A 14,387-nucleotide genomic window follows, 5' to 3' on the forward strand; every position below is an offset into this window, starting at 1 on the left:
GCCCAACGGCGTAGACTCCCCAGCAAAAGACCAAGGAGAAAGCCATGAAACATGACCATTTTGTTGTGCAAAGCCCATCAGTCCCGGCCAAACAGCTGCTGCTGTTGTTTCATGGCGTGGGCGATAACCCGGTCTCAATGGGGCAGATTGGCAGCTGGTTTGCACCGCTGTTTCCCGACGCGCTGATTGTTAGCGTCGGTGGTGTTGAGCCCTGCGGCCCGAATGGTCGCCAGTGGTTTTCCGTGCAGGGCGTGACGGAAGAAAATCGTCAGCAGCGTATTGATGCCATCATGCCGACCTTCATCGACATCGTGCGGCACTGGCAGAAAGAGAGCGGCGTTGGTCCGCTGGCGACGGCGCTGATAGGTTTCTCTCAAGGCACCATCATGTCACTCGAAAGCACCAAAGCGGCGCCGGGTCTGGCATCACGTATCATTGCCTTCAACGGACGCTTTGCGACGCTGCCGACCAGCGCCAGCACGGCAACTACCGTGCACCTGATCCACGGCGGTGAAGATCGGGTCATTGATTTGTCCCACGCGGTGGCGGCTGAGGAAGCGCTGATTGAAGCGGGTGGGGACGTCACGCTGGATATTATTGACGACTTGGGGCACGCCATTGACGACCGCAGTATTCAGTTTGCGCTCGACCATTTGCGCTACACCGTGCCGAAACACTATTTCGACGAAGCGCTGAGCGGCGGTAAACCGCAGGACGATGATATCATCGAGTTGCTGTAGAAATTGCGCATAACTTATTGAAAGTACAGTGTGTTTCTGGAGGTGATTACTCTGGTTTGAGCCCGAAGCGTGCAGCCGTATAGCCATCTGGCTATTTAAGCGGTTAAAATAAAAAGACATAAAAGTTGCTATATTAATTTCTCTATGTCTTAATGGCGTCCTTGGTTTGGAACACAGACCTTATGAAAGCAGTTTTAGTAAAGCAGTCCTCAGTTCAGGTGTTATCAATAGATATTGCCCTTCATGAGCCGCCTCCTAAGTGCTAAGTAAGTAGCTCTCTCATTACAGGCCATCATCGCCGCATTTAGTGGCTCAAAAAAATTAAGGAAGTATCTATGTCTAATAAAATGACTGGTTTAGTAAAATGGTTCAACGCTGATAAAGGTTTCGGCTTCATCACTCCTGACGACGGCAGCAAAGATGTATTCGTACATTTCTCTGCAATCCAGAGCGATAACTTCAAAACTCTCGACGAAGGCCAGAAAGTATCCTTCACCATCGAGAACGGCGCTAAAGGCCCAGCAGCTGGTAATGTTTCCCCGCTGTAAGTCTTGCTGATTATCAGTAGCCATTACGACAGCGATGAAGACAATCGTCTGAGCAGTTAATTAAGAGCTACTGATAATAAAATAAACCCGCCTTGTGCGGGTTTTTTATTGCCTGAATTTCGCGACAGTGAATGTAGGCCTGCTAAGCGCAGCGCCAGCAGGCACAATACCGAGCTCAATAAAAAAGCGCCCATCGGGCGCTTTTCTTGTTTAAGGCTTTTTCTTCGGCCACTCATCATCGTCGTCCCACTTATCGTTGAAATCACGATGTGGGGGAAGGTCCGGTTTGTTCGCCATATACTTCTTCGGGTCGACGCGCTTGAGGTCTTTGATGACGTTAAGAATCACGCCTAACAAAAACACCAACACCAGGATCCACCAATATTTAGCCAGCCAGTCCATGCCTGATACCTCTTTGAGTAATGCCGCTACGCGACAAGTTGTTCCATGATCCGCTGATACATTCGGGCAAGAAGCTGCAGGTCGGCGGCGTTAACGCATTCATTGATTTTATGAATGGTGGCATTCACCGGCCCCAGTTCCACAACCTGAGCGCCCATCCGGGCGATAAAGCGTCCGTCTGAGGTGCCGCCCGTGGTCAGCAGCTGCGGTTTAATTTCATTATAGTGCTCAATGGCGTTCACCACCGCATCGACCAGCTTGCCGCGTCCGGTAAGGAACGGTTGCCCGGAAAGCCACCAGTCCACGCTGTAGCGCAGCTGGTGTTTTTCCAGCAGAGCGATAACGCGCTCTTTGATCATCGCGTCGGTCAGCTCGGTGCTGAAGCGGAAATTGAACTGCACCACCAGATCGCCCGGGATCACGTTATTGCTGCCGGTCCCGGCATTAATATTCGCAATCTGCATGCTGGTCTGTGGGAAGTATTCGTTGCCCTGATCCCACTCGATCTGCACCAGCTCATTGAGCATCGGTGCGGCGCGATGGACCGGGTTATCGGCCAGATGGGGATACGCCACGTGACCCTGCACGCCATGAATGGTCAGGTTGCAGGTGAGCGAGCCGCGACGGCCATTTTTTACCACGTCGCCCACGACTTCGGTACTGGATGGTTCGCCGACCAAACAGTAATCGAGACGCTCGTTGCGCGCCATCAGCGCTTCAACCACTTTGACGGTTCCGTGCGTTGCGCTGGCTTCCTCATCGGAGGTTATCAGGAACGCGAGACGACCTTTGTGGTTCGGATGCTGGGCGACAAAACGCTCGGCGGCGACAACCATTGCCGCGAGCGAGCCTTTCATATCCGCCGCACCGCGACCGAACAGCATTCCGTCACGGATAGTCGGCTCGAACGGTGGATTAATCCAGCGATCGGCATCGCCCGCAGGCACTACGTCGGTGTGACCGGCAAAGGCGAGCGTTTCACCTTTCCCGCGCCACGCCCAGAAATTCTGCGTGTCGCCGAAGTCCATCGCTTCAACGGTAAAACCAATCGCGCGCAGGCGCTCAATCATCAGCGCCTGGCAACCCGCATCATCGGGGCTAAGGGAAGGGCGGCGAATAAGCTGCTGAGCCAGCTCAATGACCGGGCATGACATACACTACACCTCGTTATACGTCTGGTAACTGGAATCACTAAAACCCAGCAGCATAGGCTGACCGGGCGCGCAGAGCAATGGGCGTTTGATGATTGCTGGCATTTCCAGCATCAACGCGGCGGCGGTATCCGCATTTGTGATGCTGGCGCGAACGGATTCATCCAGCTTGCGCCAGGTGGTGCCACGGGTATTCAGCAGCGCTTCCCAGCCCAGTTCGGCGATAAAGGTATCGAGTAACGTACGGTCAAGACCGTCCACCCGGTAGTCGTGAAAACGGTATTCGAGCTGATGGTCATCCAACCAGCGGCGTGCCTTCTTGATGGTGTCGCAGTTTTTTATCCCGTACATCGTGATCATGGTTAATCCTTTTGCGTTGAAACAGGTAATTCGCTCAGATTTTTCGAATAATGAAAATCGGTTGCGGATCATATGCGAAATATTTGTACGACCCTACTTATCCCTAAGCGAAATATCAACCCGGAATTATTGAATAAATTTTCACCTGAAGCGCATAATATTGTGAAATCATGCGGAAGTCGTGTTGTTTCAAAATATTGCAGTAAGTCACATTAAATAAATGGATATCGTTCATAGTAACGTTAAGCCCCCGTGATACGGTGGCTCAGGACAGTTATCGCAGCGATGGACTATCCCATCTTCACAACTCCAGGCTATTTTCGTACACTAACGATAATAATAAGAGAGGTTGTTATGATCGAACATGAACTGGGAAACTGGAAAGATTTTATCGAAGATATGCTTCGTAAATAATTCCGTTGTGGGTAATGCGCTAACTGTTTGTTCGTTGTGTCACACCGCAGAAATGATAAAAAAGGCGACCCGATAAGGTCGCCTTTTTTGTGTGTTGTTCAGTTTATTGCGGCTTCTCTTTGAGCGGGAAGCGGCGACGCACCAGCACGAAGAACAGCGGTACAAAGAAGATGGCCAGTATGGTCGCGGAGATCATCCCACCCATCACGCCCGTACCGACCGCGTGCTGGCTCCCGGAGCCTGCGCCGGTACTGGTTGCCATCGGCAGGACGCCGAAGATAAATGCCAGCGAGGTCATCAGAATCGGGCGCAGACGCTGACGACAGGCGTGCAGCGTGGCCTCCAGCAAATCCTGCCCTTTCTCATTCATCTCGTTGGCAAACTCGACGATAAGAATGGCGTTTTTCGCCGAAAGCCCGATAACCGTCAGCAGGCCAACCTGGAAGTACACGTCGTTCTCAAGCCCCCGCATCCAGGTGGCGAGCAGCGCGCCGATCACCCCGAGCGGCACCACCAGCATCACCGAGAACGGCACCGACCAGCTCTCATACAGCGCCGCCAGGCACAGGAACACCACCAGCAGCGAAATCGCGTACAGGGCAGGGGCCTGCGCACCGGAGAGACGTTCCTGATAGGACATCGCCGTCCACTCCAGACCAAAGCCCGTCGGCAGCTGGCTCACCAGTTTTTCCATCACGTCCATCGCGGTACCGGTACTGACTCCCGGTGCCGCTTCACCGACGATCTCCAGTGCGGAATACCCGTTGTAACGCTCCAGACGCGGAGAGCCTGTCTCCCAGCGCGAGGTGGCAAAGGCTGAGAACGGCACCATTTCACCGCTACTGTTACGCACGTACCAGAAGTTGATGTCGCTCGGCAGCATGCGGTACGGCGCAGCGGACTGGACGTACACTTTCTTGGTACGGCCACGGTCCATAAAGTCATTCACGTAATCCGAGCCCCACGCGGTTTGCATGGTGTCGTTGATATCGTCGACGGAGACGCCCAGCGCCTGGGCTTTACGCTGATCGATATCGATTTGCAGCTGCGGACTGTCATCCAGACCGTTGTGCCGCACGCGGGTGAGCTGCGAATCATTGCTGGCTAAATCCAGCAGCTTATCGCGGGCCGCCATCAACGCCGTGTGGCCGAGACCGGCGTGATCCTGAAGCTCCATATCAAAGCCTGCCGAGCTGCCGAGGCCGCTGATCGCCGCTGGGCTGTTGGCAAATACGCGCGCTTCGTTAATCTTATTAAACGCTTTGGTCGCGCGTTCAATAATGGCGAACGAGGTGCCGGTGGTAGTATCGCGATCGTCCCAGTCCTTCAGACGAATAAACATACGCGCGACGTTTTGACCGTTACCGCCCGGGCCGGAACCGATGGTGGCAAAGATGGACGCGACGTTAGCATTCTCATTTTTGAAGAAGTAATCCTCAACCTTTTCCACCACTTTCAGCGTCTGCTGCTGCGTGGAGCCGCTTGGCAGCTGGATGGAGGTCAGGAACATACCGCGGTCTTCCTGCGGCAGGAACGAGGTCGGCAGTTTGAGGAACAGGAACACCATGCCGCCGAGCAGCAGCACGTAAATAAGCATCCAGCGCAGGCTGCGGTGCAAAATTTTGCCGACGCGGGTTTCATAGCGCCGCGCGCTCTTGTCAAACATCCGGTTAAACCAGCCGAAGAAGCCTCTTTGACCGTGATGTTCGCCTTTATGCAGCGGCTTGAGAAGCGTGGCGCACAGGGCCGGGGTGAGGATCATCGCCACCAGCACCGACAGCACCATTGCCGATACAATCGTTATCGAGAACTGACGATAAATCGCTCCGGTGGTTCCGCCGAAGAAGGCCATCGGGATAAATACCGCCGACAACACCATCGCGATGCCGACCAGCGCACCCTGAATTTGCCCCATCGATTTTCGCGTCGCTTCCCGGGGCGAAAGCCCTTCGGAGCTCATGATTCGCTCGACGTTTTCCACCACCACGATGGCGTCATCCACCAGCAGGCCGATGGCCAACACCATCGCGAACATCGTTAGCGTGTTTATCGAATAGCCAAACGAGTACAGGATGGCGAAGGTGCCCATCAGGACCACGGGCACGGCAATGGTCGGAATAAGCGTGGCGCGGAAGTTTTGCAGGAACAGGTACATCACCAGGAACACCAGGGCGATCGCTTCCAGCAGCGTTTTCACCACGTCGTGAATCGAGGCTTTAACGAACGAGGTGGTCTCGTAGGCAATCTTATATTCCAGCCCGTGCGGAAAATAGTGCGACAGCTCATCGAGGCGCGCCAACGTGGCTTCGGCGGTTTGCATTTCGTTGGCGCCGGATGCCAGCTGAATCCCTAAGCCGGATGCTGGTTTGCGGTTATAGCGGCTCAGATAATCGTAATTTTCTGCGCCCAGTTCGACTTTAGCTACATCGCCCAGCGTGACCAGCGAGCCGTCTTTATTGACGCGTAACGTGATATCGCGGAACTGCTGCGGCGTTTGCAGCAACGACTGGGCGTTAACCGTGGCGTTCAGGGCCTGTTTATTGACTGACGGCGTGCCGCCTAACTGACCAACGGCCACCTGGGCATTCTGCGAACTGACCGCATCGGTAACGTCCTGAGTGGTCAGCTGATAGCTATTGAGCTTTGACGGGTCGAGCCAGATGCGCATCGAATACTGGGAACCATAGGCGCTGATATTGCCCACGCCATTGACGCGACTGAGCGGTTCCTGCACGTTACTGGCGACGTAGTCAGCGATATCCTGTTTATCCATGCTGCCGTCCGTCGATACGAAGGCGATGGTCAGGATGTTGGTGTCCCCGGTTTTACGCACCGTCACGCCCTGATCTTGCACGGCCTGCGGTAGTTTTTTTAGCGCGGACTGCAGTTGGTTTTGCACCTGCTGCATCGCTTCGTTCGGGTCAGTCCCGGCGGTAAAGGTGATAGTGATGGTTGCCTGCCCGGCGGAGCTGCTCTGGGAGGACATATACATCATGTTGTCGAGCCCGGTCATGTTCTGCTCAATAACCTGGGTGACGGTATTCTCCAGGGTTTGCGCGGACGCACCCGGATAGTTCGCGGTGACACGCACGTTAGGCGGCGCTAAGTCAGGATATTGCTCAACAGGAAGCGACAGAATCGCCAGCGTACCTGTCAGACACAACAGGATGGCCAGCACCCAGGCAAAAATGGGGCGATCGATAAAGAAATTCGCCATCGGAATCAGGACCTCACTACACGGTTTTTTTTGTTATGGCAGGCTTTGAATACTGTAGCGGCAAGGCCTGAGCGAAACGTGGAGAAATTAAGGAGATAGTGTAAATTATCATTCCGCGTTCATGCATAAACATACATAAATCAATGTAAATGAGCGTAACGACAAAGCAAGCTGTGACGGGTAAACTGGTTGGCGAATTCTGACGCTGTGGAGCCGTAATGTCATTCAATATTGAAATTATCAAAGACAAAATCCTGTCGGAAAATTACTTCGTATTGCGCAACATCACCTACGATTTGACGCGCAAAGATGGGGAAGTGGTGCGCCACAAGCGCGAAGTCTACGATCGCGGTAACGGCGCCACCATTCTGCTGTACAACCCGCACAAGAAAAGCGTGGTACTGGTGCGCCAGTTCCGTGTCGCGACGTGGGTTAACGGCAACGCCGACGGTAGATTAATCGAAACCTGCGCCGGGTTGCTGGATGACGACGAGCCAGAAGCCTGCATCCGCAAAGAAGCGGTGGAAGAAACCGGCTACCAGGTTGACGACGTACGCAAAGTCTTCGAGCTGTACATGTCTCCAGGCGGCGTGACCGAGCTGGTGCATTTCTTTATCGCCGAATACCACGACAACCTGCGTGCTAACGCGGGCGGCGGCGTGGAAGATGAAGATATCGACGTGCTGGAAATGCCTTTCGAACGTGCGTTGGCGATGGTCAAAAGCGGTGAAATTCGTGACGGCAAAGCGGTTATCCTGCTTCAATATCTGCAAAACACCGGTTTAATGGACTAATCCGATTGAGTAAAAGGTGGCCGCCAGGGGAGGATACGCCGTAGTAATCGGCGTTTTTTTCTTCTGGGGTCATCTCGTGTCTTTTCGTCTGCTTTTTCTTTTGCTGCTGGTCGGGTTACCGTCGACGCTGACGTGGGCTGCGCCTGTGCAACAGGAATTCAGCAACTGGCAGGTGACCTGCAATAATCAGAATTTCTGCGTAACGCGCAATATTGGCTTGCACCACGGGTGGGTGATGTCCTTGACGCGCAGTGCGGGTGCGCATAATGATTCGACTCTGCGCATCGAACTGGGCGGCCCGGAAAACGTGCTGCCAAAAATCCCTCCCATTGCCCCACGTTTGCTGCTGGACGGTTCGCCGTTAAAGCTGGTCGGTGAACACTGGCAGATAACGCCGTGGCATCTCAGTACTGGCGACAGCCCAACCATCAACACGTTTCTCCAGCATATTCAGGACGGTCAAGCGCTGACGCTTGAAAACGGCACGCAGAGCATCTCTTTGCAGGGGCTGAAAGCGGCGCTGCTGTTTATTGACGACCAGCAAAAGCGCGTCGGGAGTGAAACCGCGTGGATTGGCAAAGGCGACGACCCCCCGCTGAGCGTACCCCCCGCGCCAGCGCTGAAAGCGGTGAAGAAGGTGAACCCGACGCCGACGCCGTTTAGCCGCGAAGAGTTTAACGACCTGCTCGATTACGGCACCTGGCGCATGAACAACAGCCAGTGCTCACTGGACCCTCTGCGCCGTGAAGTGTGGGTCACGCCGCTCACCGACGATAAAGCGCTACTGATGTTGACCTGTGAATCGGGGGCCTACAACACCATTTACCGGGCGTGGCTGGTATCGCGTCAGAAACCGTTTGCCGCCCAGCCCATCAGGCTGCGCCTGCCGTTTCTGCCGCAGGAAAAGGACGAACGTGACATTGAGCTGGTCAATTTGACCTTCAATGACAAAACGCGTGAACTGGAGACGCTGGATAAAGGCCGCGGTCAGGGCGACTGCGGCGTACAAACGCGCTGGCGTTATGACGGCCAGCGCTTTCGTCTGGTGCGATACGCCGGACAACCGGCCTGCGATAACTGGCAGGGGCCAGATGCATGGCCCACCCTCTGGATAACAAGATAGTTTATTGCCTGATAGCAACGCTACGCGCCTTATCAGGCCTACAAAACCGTAGGCCCGATAAGCTTGCGCCATCGGGCATTTTCACTACTTGTGCATGACCTTCTTCGCTTTCTCGACGATATTTTCCACCGTAAAGCCAAAGAACGGGAACAGCTTCTCGGCGGGCGCTGATTCGCCATAGGTGGTCATGCCGACAATCGCTCCTTTAAGGCCCACGTATTTGTACCAATAATCCGCAATCCCGGCTTCGACCGCCACGCGAGCGGAGACATCCGACGGCAATACGGATTCACGATATTCCTCGTCCTGCTTATCGAACACATCGGTTGAGGGCAGGGAAACCACCCGCACGCTGTGCCCGTCAGCCACCAGTTTCTCCGCCGCCAGCACGGTGATTTCCAGTTCTGACCCCGTCGCAATCAGGATAAGGTCCGGCTTGCCGCCTGAGTCTTTCAGCACATAGCCGCCGCGCGCAATGGCTTTTACCTGATCCGGCGAACGTTCGATTTGCGCCAGATTCTGACGCGACAGGATTAGTGCCGTCGGGCCGTCGTGGCGTTCAATCGCCGCTTTCCACGCCACCGCCGTTTCTACCTGATCGCAAGGACGCCAGGTGCTGAAGTTCGGCGTCAGGCGCAGGCTGGCAAGTTGTTCAACCGCCTGGTGCGTCGGACCATCTTCCCCAAGGCCGATTGAGTCATGGGTGTAAACCATGATTTGTCGCGCCTTCATCAGCGCCGCCATACGCGCGGCGTTGCGGGCGTATTCCACGAACATCAGGAAGGTCGCGGTGTATGGCAAAAAGCCGCCATGATGGGCGATGCCGTTGGCGATGGCAGTCATCCCAAATTCGCGCACGCCGTAGTGAATGTAGTTCCCGGCCGGATCGTCTTTCAGTGAAACCGATTCTTTCCAGATGGTCAGGTTGCTTGGTGCAAGGTCAGCCGAACCGCCTAATAGCTCTTTCAGAAGCGGGCCGTAAACGTTGAGTGCGTTTTGCGATGCCTTACGGGTGGCGATTTTCGCCGGTTCCGACTGCAACTTCTCAATATACTTTTGGCTGATGCTCTGCCAGTTGTCCGGCAGTTTGCCGCTCATGCGGCGTTCGAATTCAGCCGCCAACTCAGGATGGGCTTTTTTATACGCCGCCAGTTTGTCATTCCAGCTGTGCTGGGCTTTTTCACCTTTCTCGCGTGCATCCCAGCCCTGATAAATCTCTTTCGGAATTTCAAACGCCGGGTACTTCCAGCCCAACTGCTTGCGCGCCAGCGCGACTTCTTCTTCGCCGAGCGCCGCGCCGTGCGACTCTTCTTTCCCGGCTTTGTTTGGTGAGCCAAAGCCAATCACCGTCCTACAGATAATCAGCGACGGTTTATCCTTCACGCTTTGCGCTTCGAGGATCGCTTTTTTCACCGCTTCCGGGTCGTGCCCGTCGATCTCATGCACCACGTGCCAGTGATAGGCCTCAAAACGTTTGGCAGTGTCATCGGTAAACCAGCCCTCGGTATGGCCGTCAATCGAGATGCCGTTGTGATCGTAAAAGCCGATCAGCTTGCCGAGGCCTAACGTACCGGCCAGCGAGCAGGCTTCATGCGAAATGCCTTCCATCAGACAGCCGTCGCCCATAAACACGTAGGTATAGTGATCGACGATATCGTGGTCAGGCTGGTTAAACTGCGCCGCCAGCGTGCGTTCGGAAATCGCCAACCCAACGGCATTTGCCAGCCCCTGACCGAGCGGGCCGGTAGTGGTTTCGATGCCCGGCGTATAGCCCAGTTCCGGGTGCCCCGGCGTTTTGGAATGTAGCTGGCGGAAGTTTTTCAGCTCGGATATTGGCAGGTCGTAACCGGTCAGATGCAGCAGACTGTATTGCAACATTGAGGCGTGGCCGTTGGACAAAATAAAGCGGTCACGATCGTACCAATGTGGGTCGGTTGGGTTGTGCTTGAGGAAATCATTCCACAGAACTTCGGCAATATCCGCCATCCCCATCGGGGCACCCGGGTGGCCGGAATTGGCTTTCTGCACAGCGTCCATACTCAGGGCGCGGATCGCGTTGGCTAGTTCTCTTCGGGACATAGCATTCTCCGTGGCAAAAGTTACAGTTTGGCGGCGAGTAAATCTTCCAGCTTGCGCTGGTCAACGGCGAACAGGCGAATACCCTCCGCCAGTTTGTCCACCGCCATAGGGTCCTGATTATGTTCCCAGCGGAATTGCGCTTCGGTGAGCGGGGCCGGGCGGTTGAAGAATTGCGAGGCCGGAATGAGTTTGCGGGTAACCGCGTCCTCTTTTTCCTGCAACTCTTTCAGCAGCGGCGGGGCGATGGTCAAGCGGTCGCAGCCTGCCAGCGCCAGAATTTGCTCCGTGCGACGGAAGCTCGCGCCCATCACTACCGTGTTGTAGCGGTGCTGCTTGAAGTAATCGTAGATATTGCGCACCGACTTCACGCCCGGATCTTCTTCCACGACGTACGGGTCCATCGGCTCGCGCTGCTGATACCAGTCGTAAATGCGCCCGACGAACGGGGAAATCAGAAACACACCCGCTTCGGCGCAGGCGCGGGCTTGAGCGAAGGAAAACAGCAGCGTCAGATTGCAGTGAATGCCTTCTTTCTCCAGCACCTCGGCGGCGCGAATGCCTTCCCAGGTCGACGCCAGCTTGATCAGAATTCGGGATTTATCGATGCCCTGATCGGCATACAGCTGCACCAGATGTCGCGCTTTGGCGATGCTTTTGTCCTGATCAAAGGACAGACGAGCGTCCACTTCGGTGGAAACACGTCCGGGAATGCTTTTCAGAATTTCCGCACCGAAATTGACCGCCAGCTTGTCGCAGGCGTCAACGACCTGCTGTTCGCGGCTACTGCCCTGTTTTTTGGCATACGCCACCGCGTCATCAATCAGGTGGGTGTAGTGTTCCAGGCCTGCGGCTTTCAGCAACAGGGAAGGGTTGGTGGTGGCATCTTCCGGCTGATAGTGGCGGATGGATTCGATATCGCCGCTGTCGGCGACGACTGTGGTGAACTTCTTAATACCGTCTAGCTGGTTCATGAAAAGAGACTCCTTAAAAAGCAAAGTGTTAGACGAAGGCTCTCGCTTGCACTTCGGGGGAATTCAGGTCATGCCTAACTCAAAAGCATAGCAGACGGGCCGGCCTTGGTTTACGACATCGCTTAACAGGAGTGTTAAAAATTAATAACAAAATTGCGTTTTGATGACGAGAGTATGGCAGCCTTCAAAGTTTACGAGTCCGCGAAAGGGGATACTCACGGGTTAGCACCGGGAACACATTTCTCCTATTTCTGTGACGTAAAAAGGAATCTAAAATGGATGACCAGTTAAGACAAAGCGCCCTCGATTTCCACGAATTCCCCACTCCAGGCAAAATTCAGGTCTCTCCGACTAAGCCACTCGCTACGCAGCGCGATCTGGCCCTGGCCTATTCACCGGGTGTGGCCGCCCCGTGCCTCGAAATCGAAAAAGACCCGCTGGCGGCATTTAAATACACCGCCCGTGGCAATCTGGTGGCAGTCGTTTCGAACGGCACCGCGGTGCTGGGCTTGGGCAATATCGGCGCGCTGGCCGGTAAGCCAGTCATGGAAGGGAAAGGGGTGCTGTTCAAAAAATTTGCCGGGATTGACGTCTTTGATATCGAAATAGACGAACTCGATCCAGATAAACTGATTGATGTGGTCGCCGCGCTGGAGCCAACATTCGGCGGCATCAACCTTGAAGACATCAAAGCGCCAGAGTGCTTCTACATCGAACAGAAGCTGCGCGAGCGGATGAAAATCCCGGTCTTCCACGATGACCAGCACGGCACGGCGATTATCAGCACCGCCGCCATTCTCAACGGTTTACGGGTGGTTGAGAAAAACCTCTCTGACGTGCGGATGGTGGTGTCCGGTGCAGGTGCGGCGGCAATCGCCTGTATGAACCTGCTGGTGGTGTTGGGGATGCAGAAGCACAACATCGTGGTGTGCGACTCAAAAGGCGTTATCTACAAAGACCGCGAACCGAACATGGCTGAAACCAAAGCCGCGTATGCAGTGGATGACGATGGCAAACGCACGCTGGACGACGTGATTGACGGCGCGGATATCTTCCTCGGCTGTTCAGGCCCGAAAGTGCTGACTCAGGAAATGGTCAAGAAAATGGCGCGTGCGCCAATGATCCTTGCCCTGGCGAACCCGGAGCCGGAAATTCTGCCCCCGCTGGCGAAAGAAGTGCGCCCTGACGCGATCATCTGCACCGGCCGTTCCGATTACCCGAACCAGGTAAACAACGTGCTGTGCTTCCCGTTCATCTTCCGCGGGGCGCTGGACGTGGGCGCGACCGCGATCAACGAAGAGATGAAGCTGGCGGCGGTTCACGCAATTGCGGAACTGGCGCATGCCGAGCAGAGCGAAGTCGTGGCGTCGGCGTATGGCGATCAGGATCTGAGTTTCGGCCCGGAATACATCATTCCCAAACCGTTCGACCCTCGCCTGATCGTTAAGATCGCCCCGGCGGTGGCCAAAGCGGCGATGGATTCCGGCGTGGCGACACGTCCGATTGCCGATTTTGCCGCCTACGAAGAGAAGCTGAGCGAATTCGTCTACAAAACCAACCTGTTCATGAAGCCGATTTTCTCCCAGGCGCGTAAAGAGCCGAAGCGCGTGGTGCTGGCGGAAGGGGAAGATACTCGCGTATTGCACGCCACGCAGGAGTTAATCACGCTGGGTCTCGCGAAGCCGATTCTGATTGGTCGCCCGAACGTGATTGAAATGCGCCTGCAAAAGCTGGGGCTGCAAATGAAGCCGGGCGTCGATTTCGATATCGTGAATAACGAATCCGATCCGCGCTTTAAAGAGTACTGGATGGAGTACTACAACATCATGAAGCGCCGGGGGATCACCCAGGAGCAGGCGCAGCGTCATGTCATCAGCAACACCACGGTGATTGGCGCGATCATGGTTCAGCGCGGTGAAGCGGATGCGCTGATTTGCGGGACTATCGGGGATTATCACGAGCACTTTAGCGTGATTCAGCAACTGTTCGGCTATCGCGATGGAGTGCATACCGCCGGGGCGATGAACGCGCTGCTGCTGCCGAGTGGCAACACCTTTATCGCGGATACCTACGTTAACGACGATCCGACCCCGGAACAGTTGGCGGAAATCACCTTGATGGCGGCTGAAACCGTGCGTCGTTTCGGGATCGAACCGCGCGTGGCGCTGCTGTCGCATTCGAACTTTGGTTCGTCCAACTGTGCGGCGGCGACCAAAATGCGTCAGACCCTCGACCTGGTCCGCGCCAGTGCGCCAGAACTGATGATTGACGGCGAAATGCACGGTGACGCCGCGCTGGTGGAAAGCATCCGCCACGATCGTATGCCGGACAGCCCGTTGAAAGGCGCAGCGAATATTCTGGTGATGCCGAACATGGAAGCGGCGCGTATCAGCTACAACCTGCTGCGCGTGTCATGCTCGGAAGGGGTGACCGTCGGGCCGGTACTGATGGGCGTGGCGAAACCGGTGCATATTCTGACGCCAATCGCGTCGGTGCGTCGTATCGTCAATATGGTCGCGCTGGCGGTGGTCGAGGCACAGACTGAGCCGCTGTAATTGGCTATCCGTGATTGCTTTCCCCTCTCCCTA

At 55.3% G+C, this 14,387-nt stretch carries 12 protein-coding genes; 6 read left to right on the forward strand and 6 right to left on the reverse strand.

Annotation, left to right across the window (positions count from 1 at the left end; all coding sequences use genetic code 11):
* The first annotated feature begins 44 nt into the window (after positions 1 to 44).
* Together ypfH and cspE are read left to right on the forward strand one after the other, a co-directional pair.
* Entirely contained in the window at positions 45 to 740 is a 696-nt protein-coding gene (gene ypfH / locus A8O29_RS06435; protein WP_125354225.1) for an esterase, read from the forward strand.
* 335 nt (positions 741 to 1,075) lie between these two features.
* Complete coding sequence (gene cspE, locus A8O29_RS06440; protein WP_022647355.1) at positions 1,076 to 1,288, forward strand: transcription antiterminator/RNA stability regulator CspE; 213 nt, start codon at positions 1,076 to 1,078, stop codon at positions 1,286 to 1,288.
* Positions 1,289 to 1,498: 210 nt separating this feature from the next.
* Here the strand turns inward: cspE and A8O29_RS06445 are convergent, their stop codons facing one another.
* Genes A8O29_RS06445 through A8O29_RS06455 form a run of 3 tightly spaced genes read right to left on the reverse strand, consistent with a single transcriptional unit; the run spans position 1,499 to position 3,201 of the window.
* The gene (locus tag A8O29_RS06445; protein WP_110509031.1) at positions 1,499 to 1,690 is read right to left on the reverse strand and encodes a YpfN family protein; all 192 of its coding nucleotides are present in this window, start codon (positions 1,688 to 1,690) and stop codon (positions 1,499 to 1,501) included.
* A gap of 26 nt (positions 1,691 to 1,716) precedes the next feature.
* Complete coding sequence (gene dapE, locus A8O29_RS06450) at positions 1,717 to 2,844, reverse strand: succinyl-diaminopimelate desuccinylase (RefSeq protein ID WP_125354226.1); 1,128 nt, start codon at positions 2,842 to 2,844, stop codon at positions 1,717 to 1,719.
* Positions 2,845 to 2,847: 3 nt separating this feature from the next.
* A complete protein-coding gene (locus tag A8O29_RS06455; protein ID WP_125354227.1) occupies positions 2,848 to 3,201 on the reverse strand; it encodes an ArsC family reductase in 354 nt (117 codons plus the stop codon).
* Between the two features lie 354 nt (positions 3,202 to 3,555).
* Between A8O29_RS06455 and ypfM the strand changes: the two genes are divergently transcribed.
* Complete coding sequence (ypfM, locus tag A8O29_RS06460; protein WP_087867655.1) at positions 3,556 to 3,615, forward strand: protein YpfM; 60 nt, start codon at positions 3,556 to 3,558, stop codon at positions 3,613 to 3,615.
* A gap of 103 nt (positions 3,616 to 3,718) precedes the next feature.
* On the opposite strand, the gene acrD is transcribed toward ypfM, so the two are convergent.
* Positions 3,719 to 6,832, reverse strand: coding sequence for a multidrug efflux RND transporter permease AcrD (acrD, locus tag A8O29_RS06465; RefSeq protein ID WP_125354228.1), 3,114 nt, complete (start codon positions 6,830 to 6,832; stop codon positions 3,719 to 3,721).
* A 218-nt stretch (positions 6,833 to 7,050) separates the two neighbouring features.
* Between acrD and nudK the strand changes: the two genes are divergently transcribed.
* Positions 7,051 to 7,626 carry a GDP-mannose pyrophosphatase NudK gene (gene nudK, locus A8O29_RS06470; RefSeq protein ID WP_125354229.1) on the forward strand — a complete coding sequence of 192 codons (576 nt, stop codon included), beginning with the start codon at positions 7,051 to 7,053 and terminating at the stop codon, positions 7,624 to 7,626.
* A gap of 76 nt (positions 7,627 to 7,702) precedes the next feature.
* Positions 7,703 to 8,749 (forward strand): DUF1176 domain-containing protein, encoded by a 1,047-nt coding sequence (locus A8O29_RS06475; RefSeq protein WP_125354230.1) that lies wholly within the window; start codon positions 7,703 to 7,705, stop codon positions 8,747 to 8,749.
* An 84-nt stretch (positions 8,750 to 8,833) separates the two neighbouring features.
* On the opposite strand, the gene tkt is transcribed toward A8O29_RS06475, so the two are convergent.
* Both tkt and tal read right to left on the reverse strand, forming a co-directional pair.
* Positions 8,834 to 10,828 (reverse strand): transketolase, encoded by a 1,995-nt coding sequence (gene tkt, locus A8O29_RS06480; protein ID WP_174081270.1) that lies wholly within the window; start codon positions 10,826 to 10,828, stop codon positions 8,834 to 8,836.
* Positions 10,829 to 10,848: 20 nt separating this feature from the next.
* Positions 10,849 to 11,799 carry a transaldolase gene (tal, locus tag A8O29_RS06485; protein ID WP_125354231.1) on the reverse strand — a complete coding sequence of 317 codons (951 nt, stop codon included), beginning with the start codon at positions 11,797 to 11,799 and terminating at the stop codon, positions 10,849 to 10,851.
* Positions 11,800 to 12,074: 275 nt separating this feature from the next.
* Here tal and maeB point away from each other — a divergent pair, with 275 nt between their 5' ends.
* Positions 12,075 to 14,354 carry an NADP-dependent oxaloacetate-decarboxylating malate dehydrogenase gene (gene maeB, locus A8O29_RS06490; protein ID WP_125354232.1) on the forward strand — a complete coding sequence of 760 codons (2,280 nt, stop codon included), beginning with the start codon at positions 12,075 to 12,077 and terminating at the stop codon, positions 14,352 to 14,354.
* Positions 14,355 to 14,387 lie beyond the last annotated feature (33 nt).

It is taken from the genome of Scandinavium goeteborgense, from assembly GCF_003935895.2.
In the GTDB taxonomy this organism is placed as follows: Bacteria; Pseudomonadota; Gammaproteobacteria; order Enterobacterales; family Enterobacteriaceae; genus Scandinavium; species Scandinavium goeteborgense.

What these genes read in the sequence shown, in the direction of transcription:
- cspE (WP_022647355.1), top strand. Translation starts at nt 1,076, where the DNA reads ATGTCTAATAAAATGACTGGTTTAGTAAAATGGTTCAACGCTGATAAA.
- A8O29_RS06455 (WP_125354227.1), bottom strand. Translation starts at nt 3,201, where the DNA reads ATGATCACGATGTACGGGATAAAAAACTGCGACACCATCAAGAAGGCA.
- tkt (WP_174081270.1), bottom strand. Translation starts at nt 10,828, where the DNA reads ATGTCCCGAAGAGAACTAGCCAACGCGATCCGCGCCCTGAGTATGGAC.
- dapE (WP_125354226.1), bottom strand. Translation starts at nt 2,844, where the DNA reads ATGTCATGCCCGGTCATTGAGCTGGCTCAGCAGCTTATTCGCCGCCCT.
- acrD (WP_125354228.1), bottom strand. Translation starts at nt 6,832, where the DNA reads ATGGCGAATTTCTTTATCGATCGCCCCATTTTTGCCTGGGTGCTGGCC.
- nudK (WP_125354229.1), top strand. Translation starts at nt 7,051, where the DNA reads ATGTCATTCAATATTGAAATTATCAAAGACAAAATCCTGTCGGAAAAT.
- maeB (WP_125354232.1), top strand. Translation starts at nt 12,075, where the DNA reads ATGGATGACCAGTTAAGACAAAGCGCCCTCGATTTCCACGAATTCCCC.
- A8O29_RS06445 (WP_110509031.1), bottom strand. Translation starts at nt 1,690, where the DNA reads ATGGACTGGCTGGCTAAATATTGGTGGATCCTGGTGTTGGTGTTTTTG.
- ypfH (WP_125354225.1), top strand. Translation starts at nt 45, where the DNA reads ATGAAACATGACCATTTTGTTGTGCAAAGCCCATCAGTCCCGGCCAAA.
- tal (WP_125354231.1), bottom strand. Translation starts at nt 11,799, where the DNA reads ATGAACCAGCTAGACGGTATTAAGAAGTTCACCACAGTCGTCGCCGAC.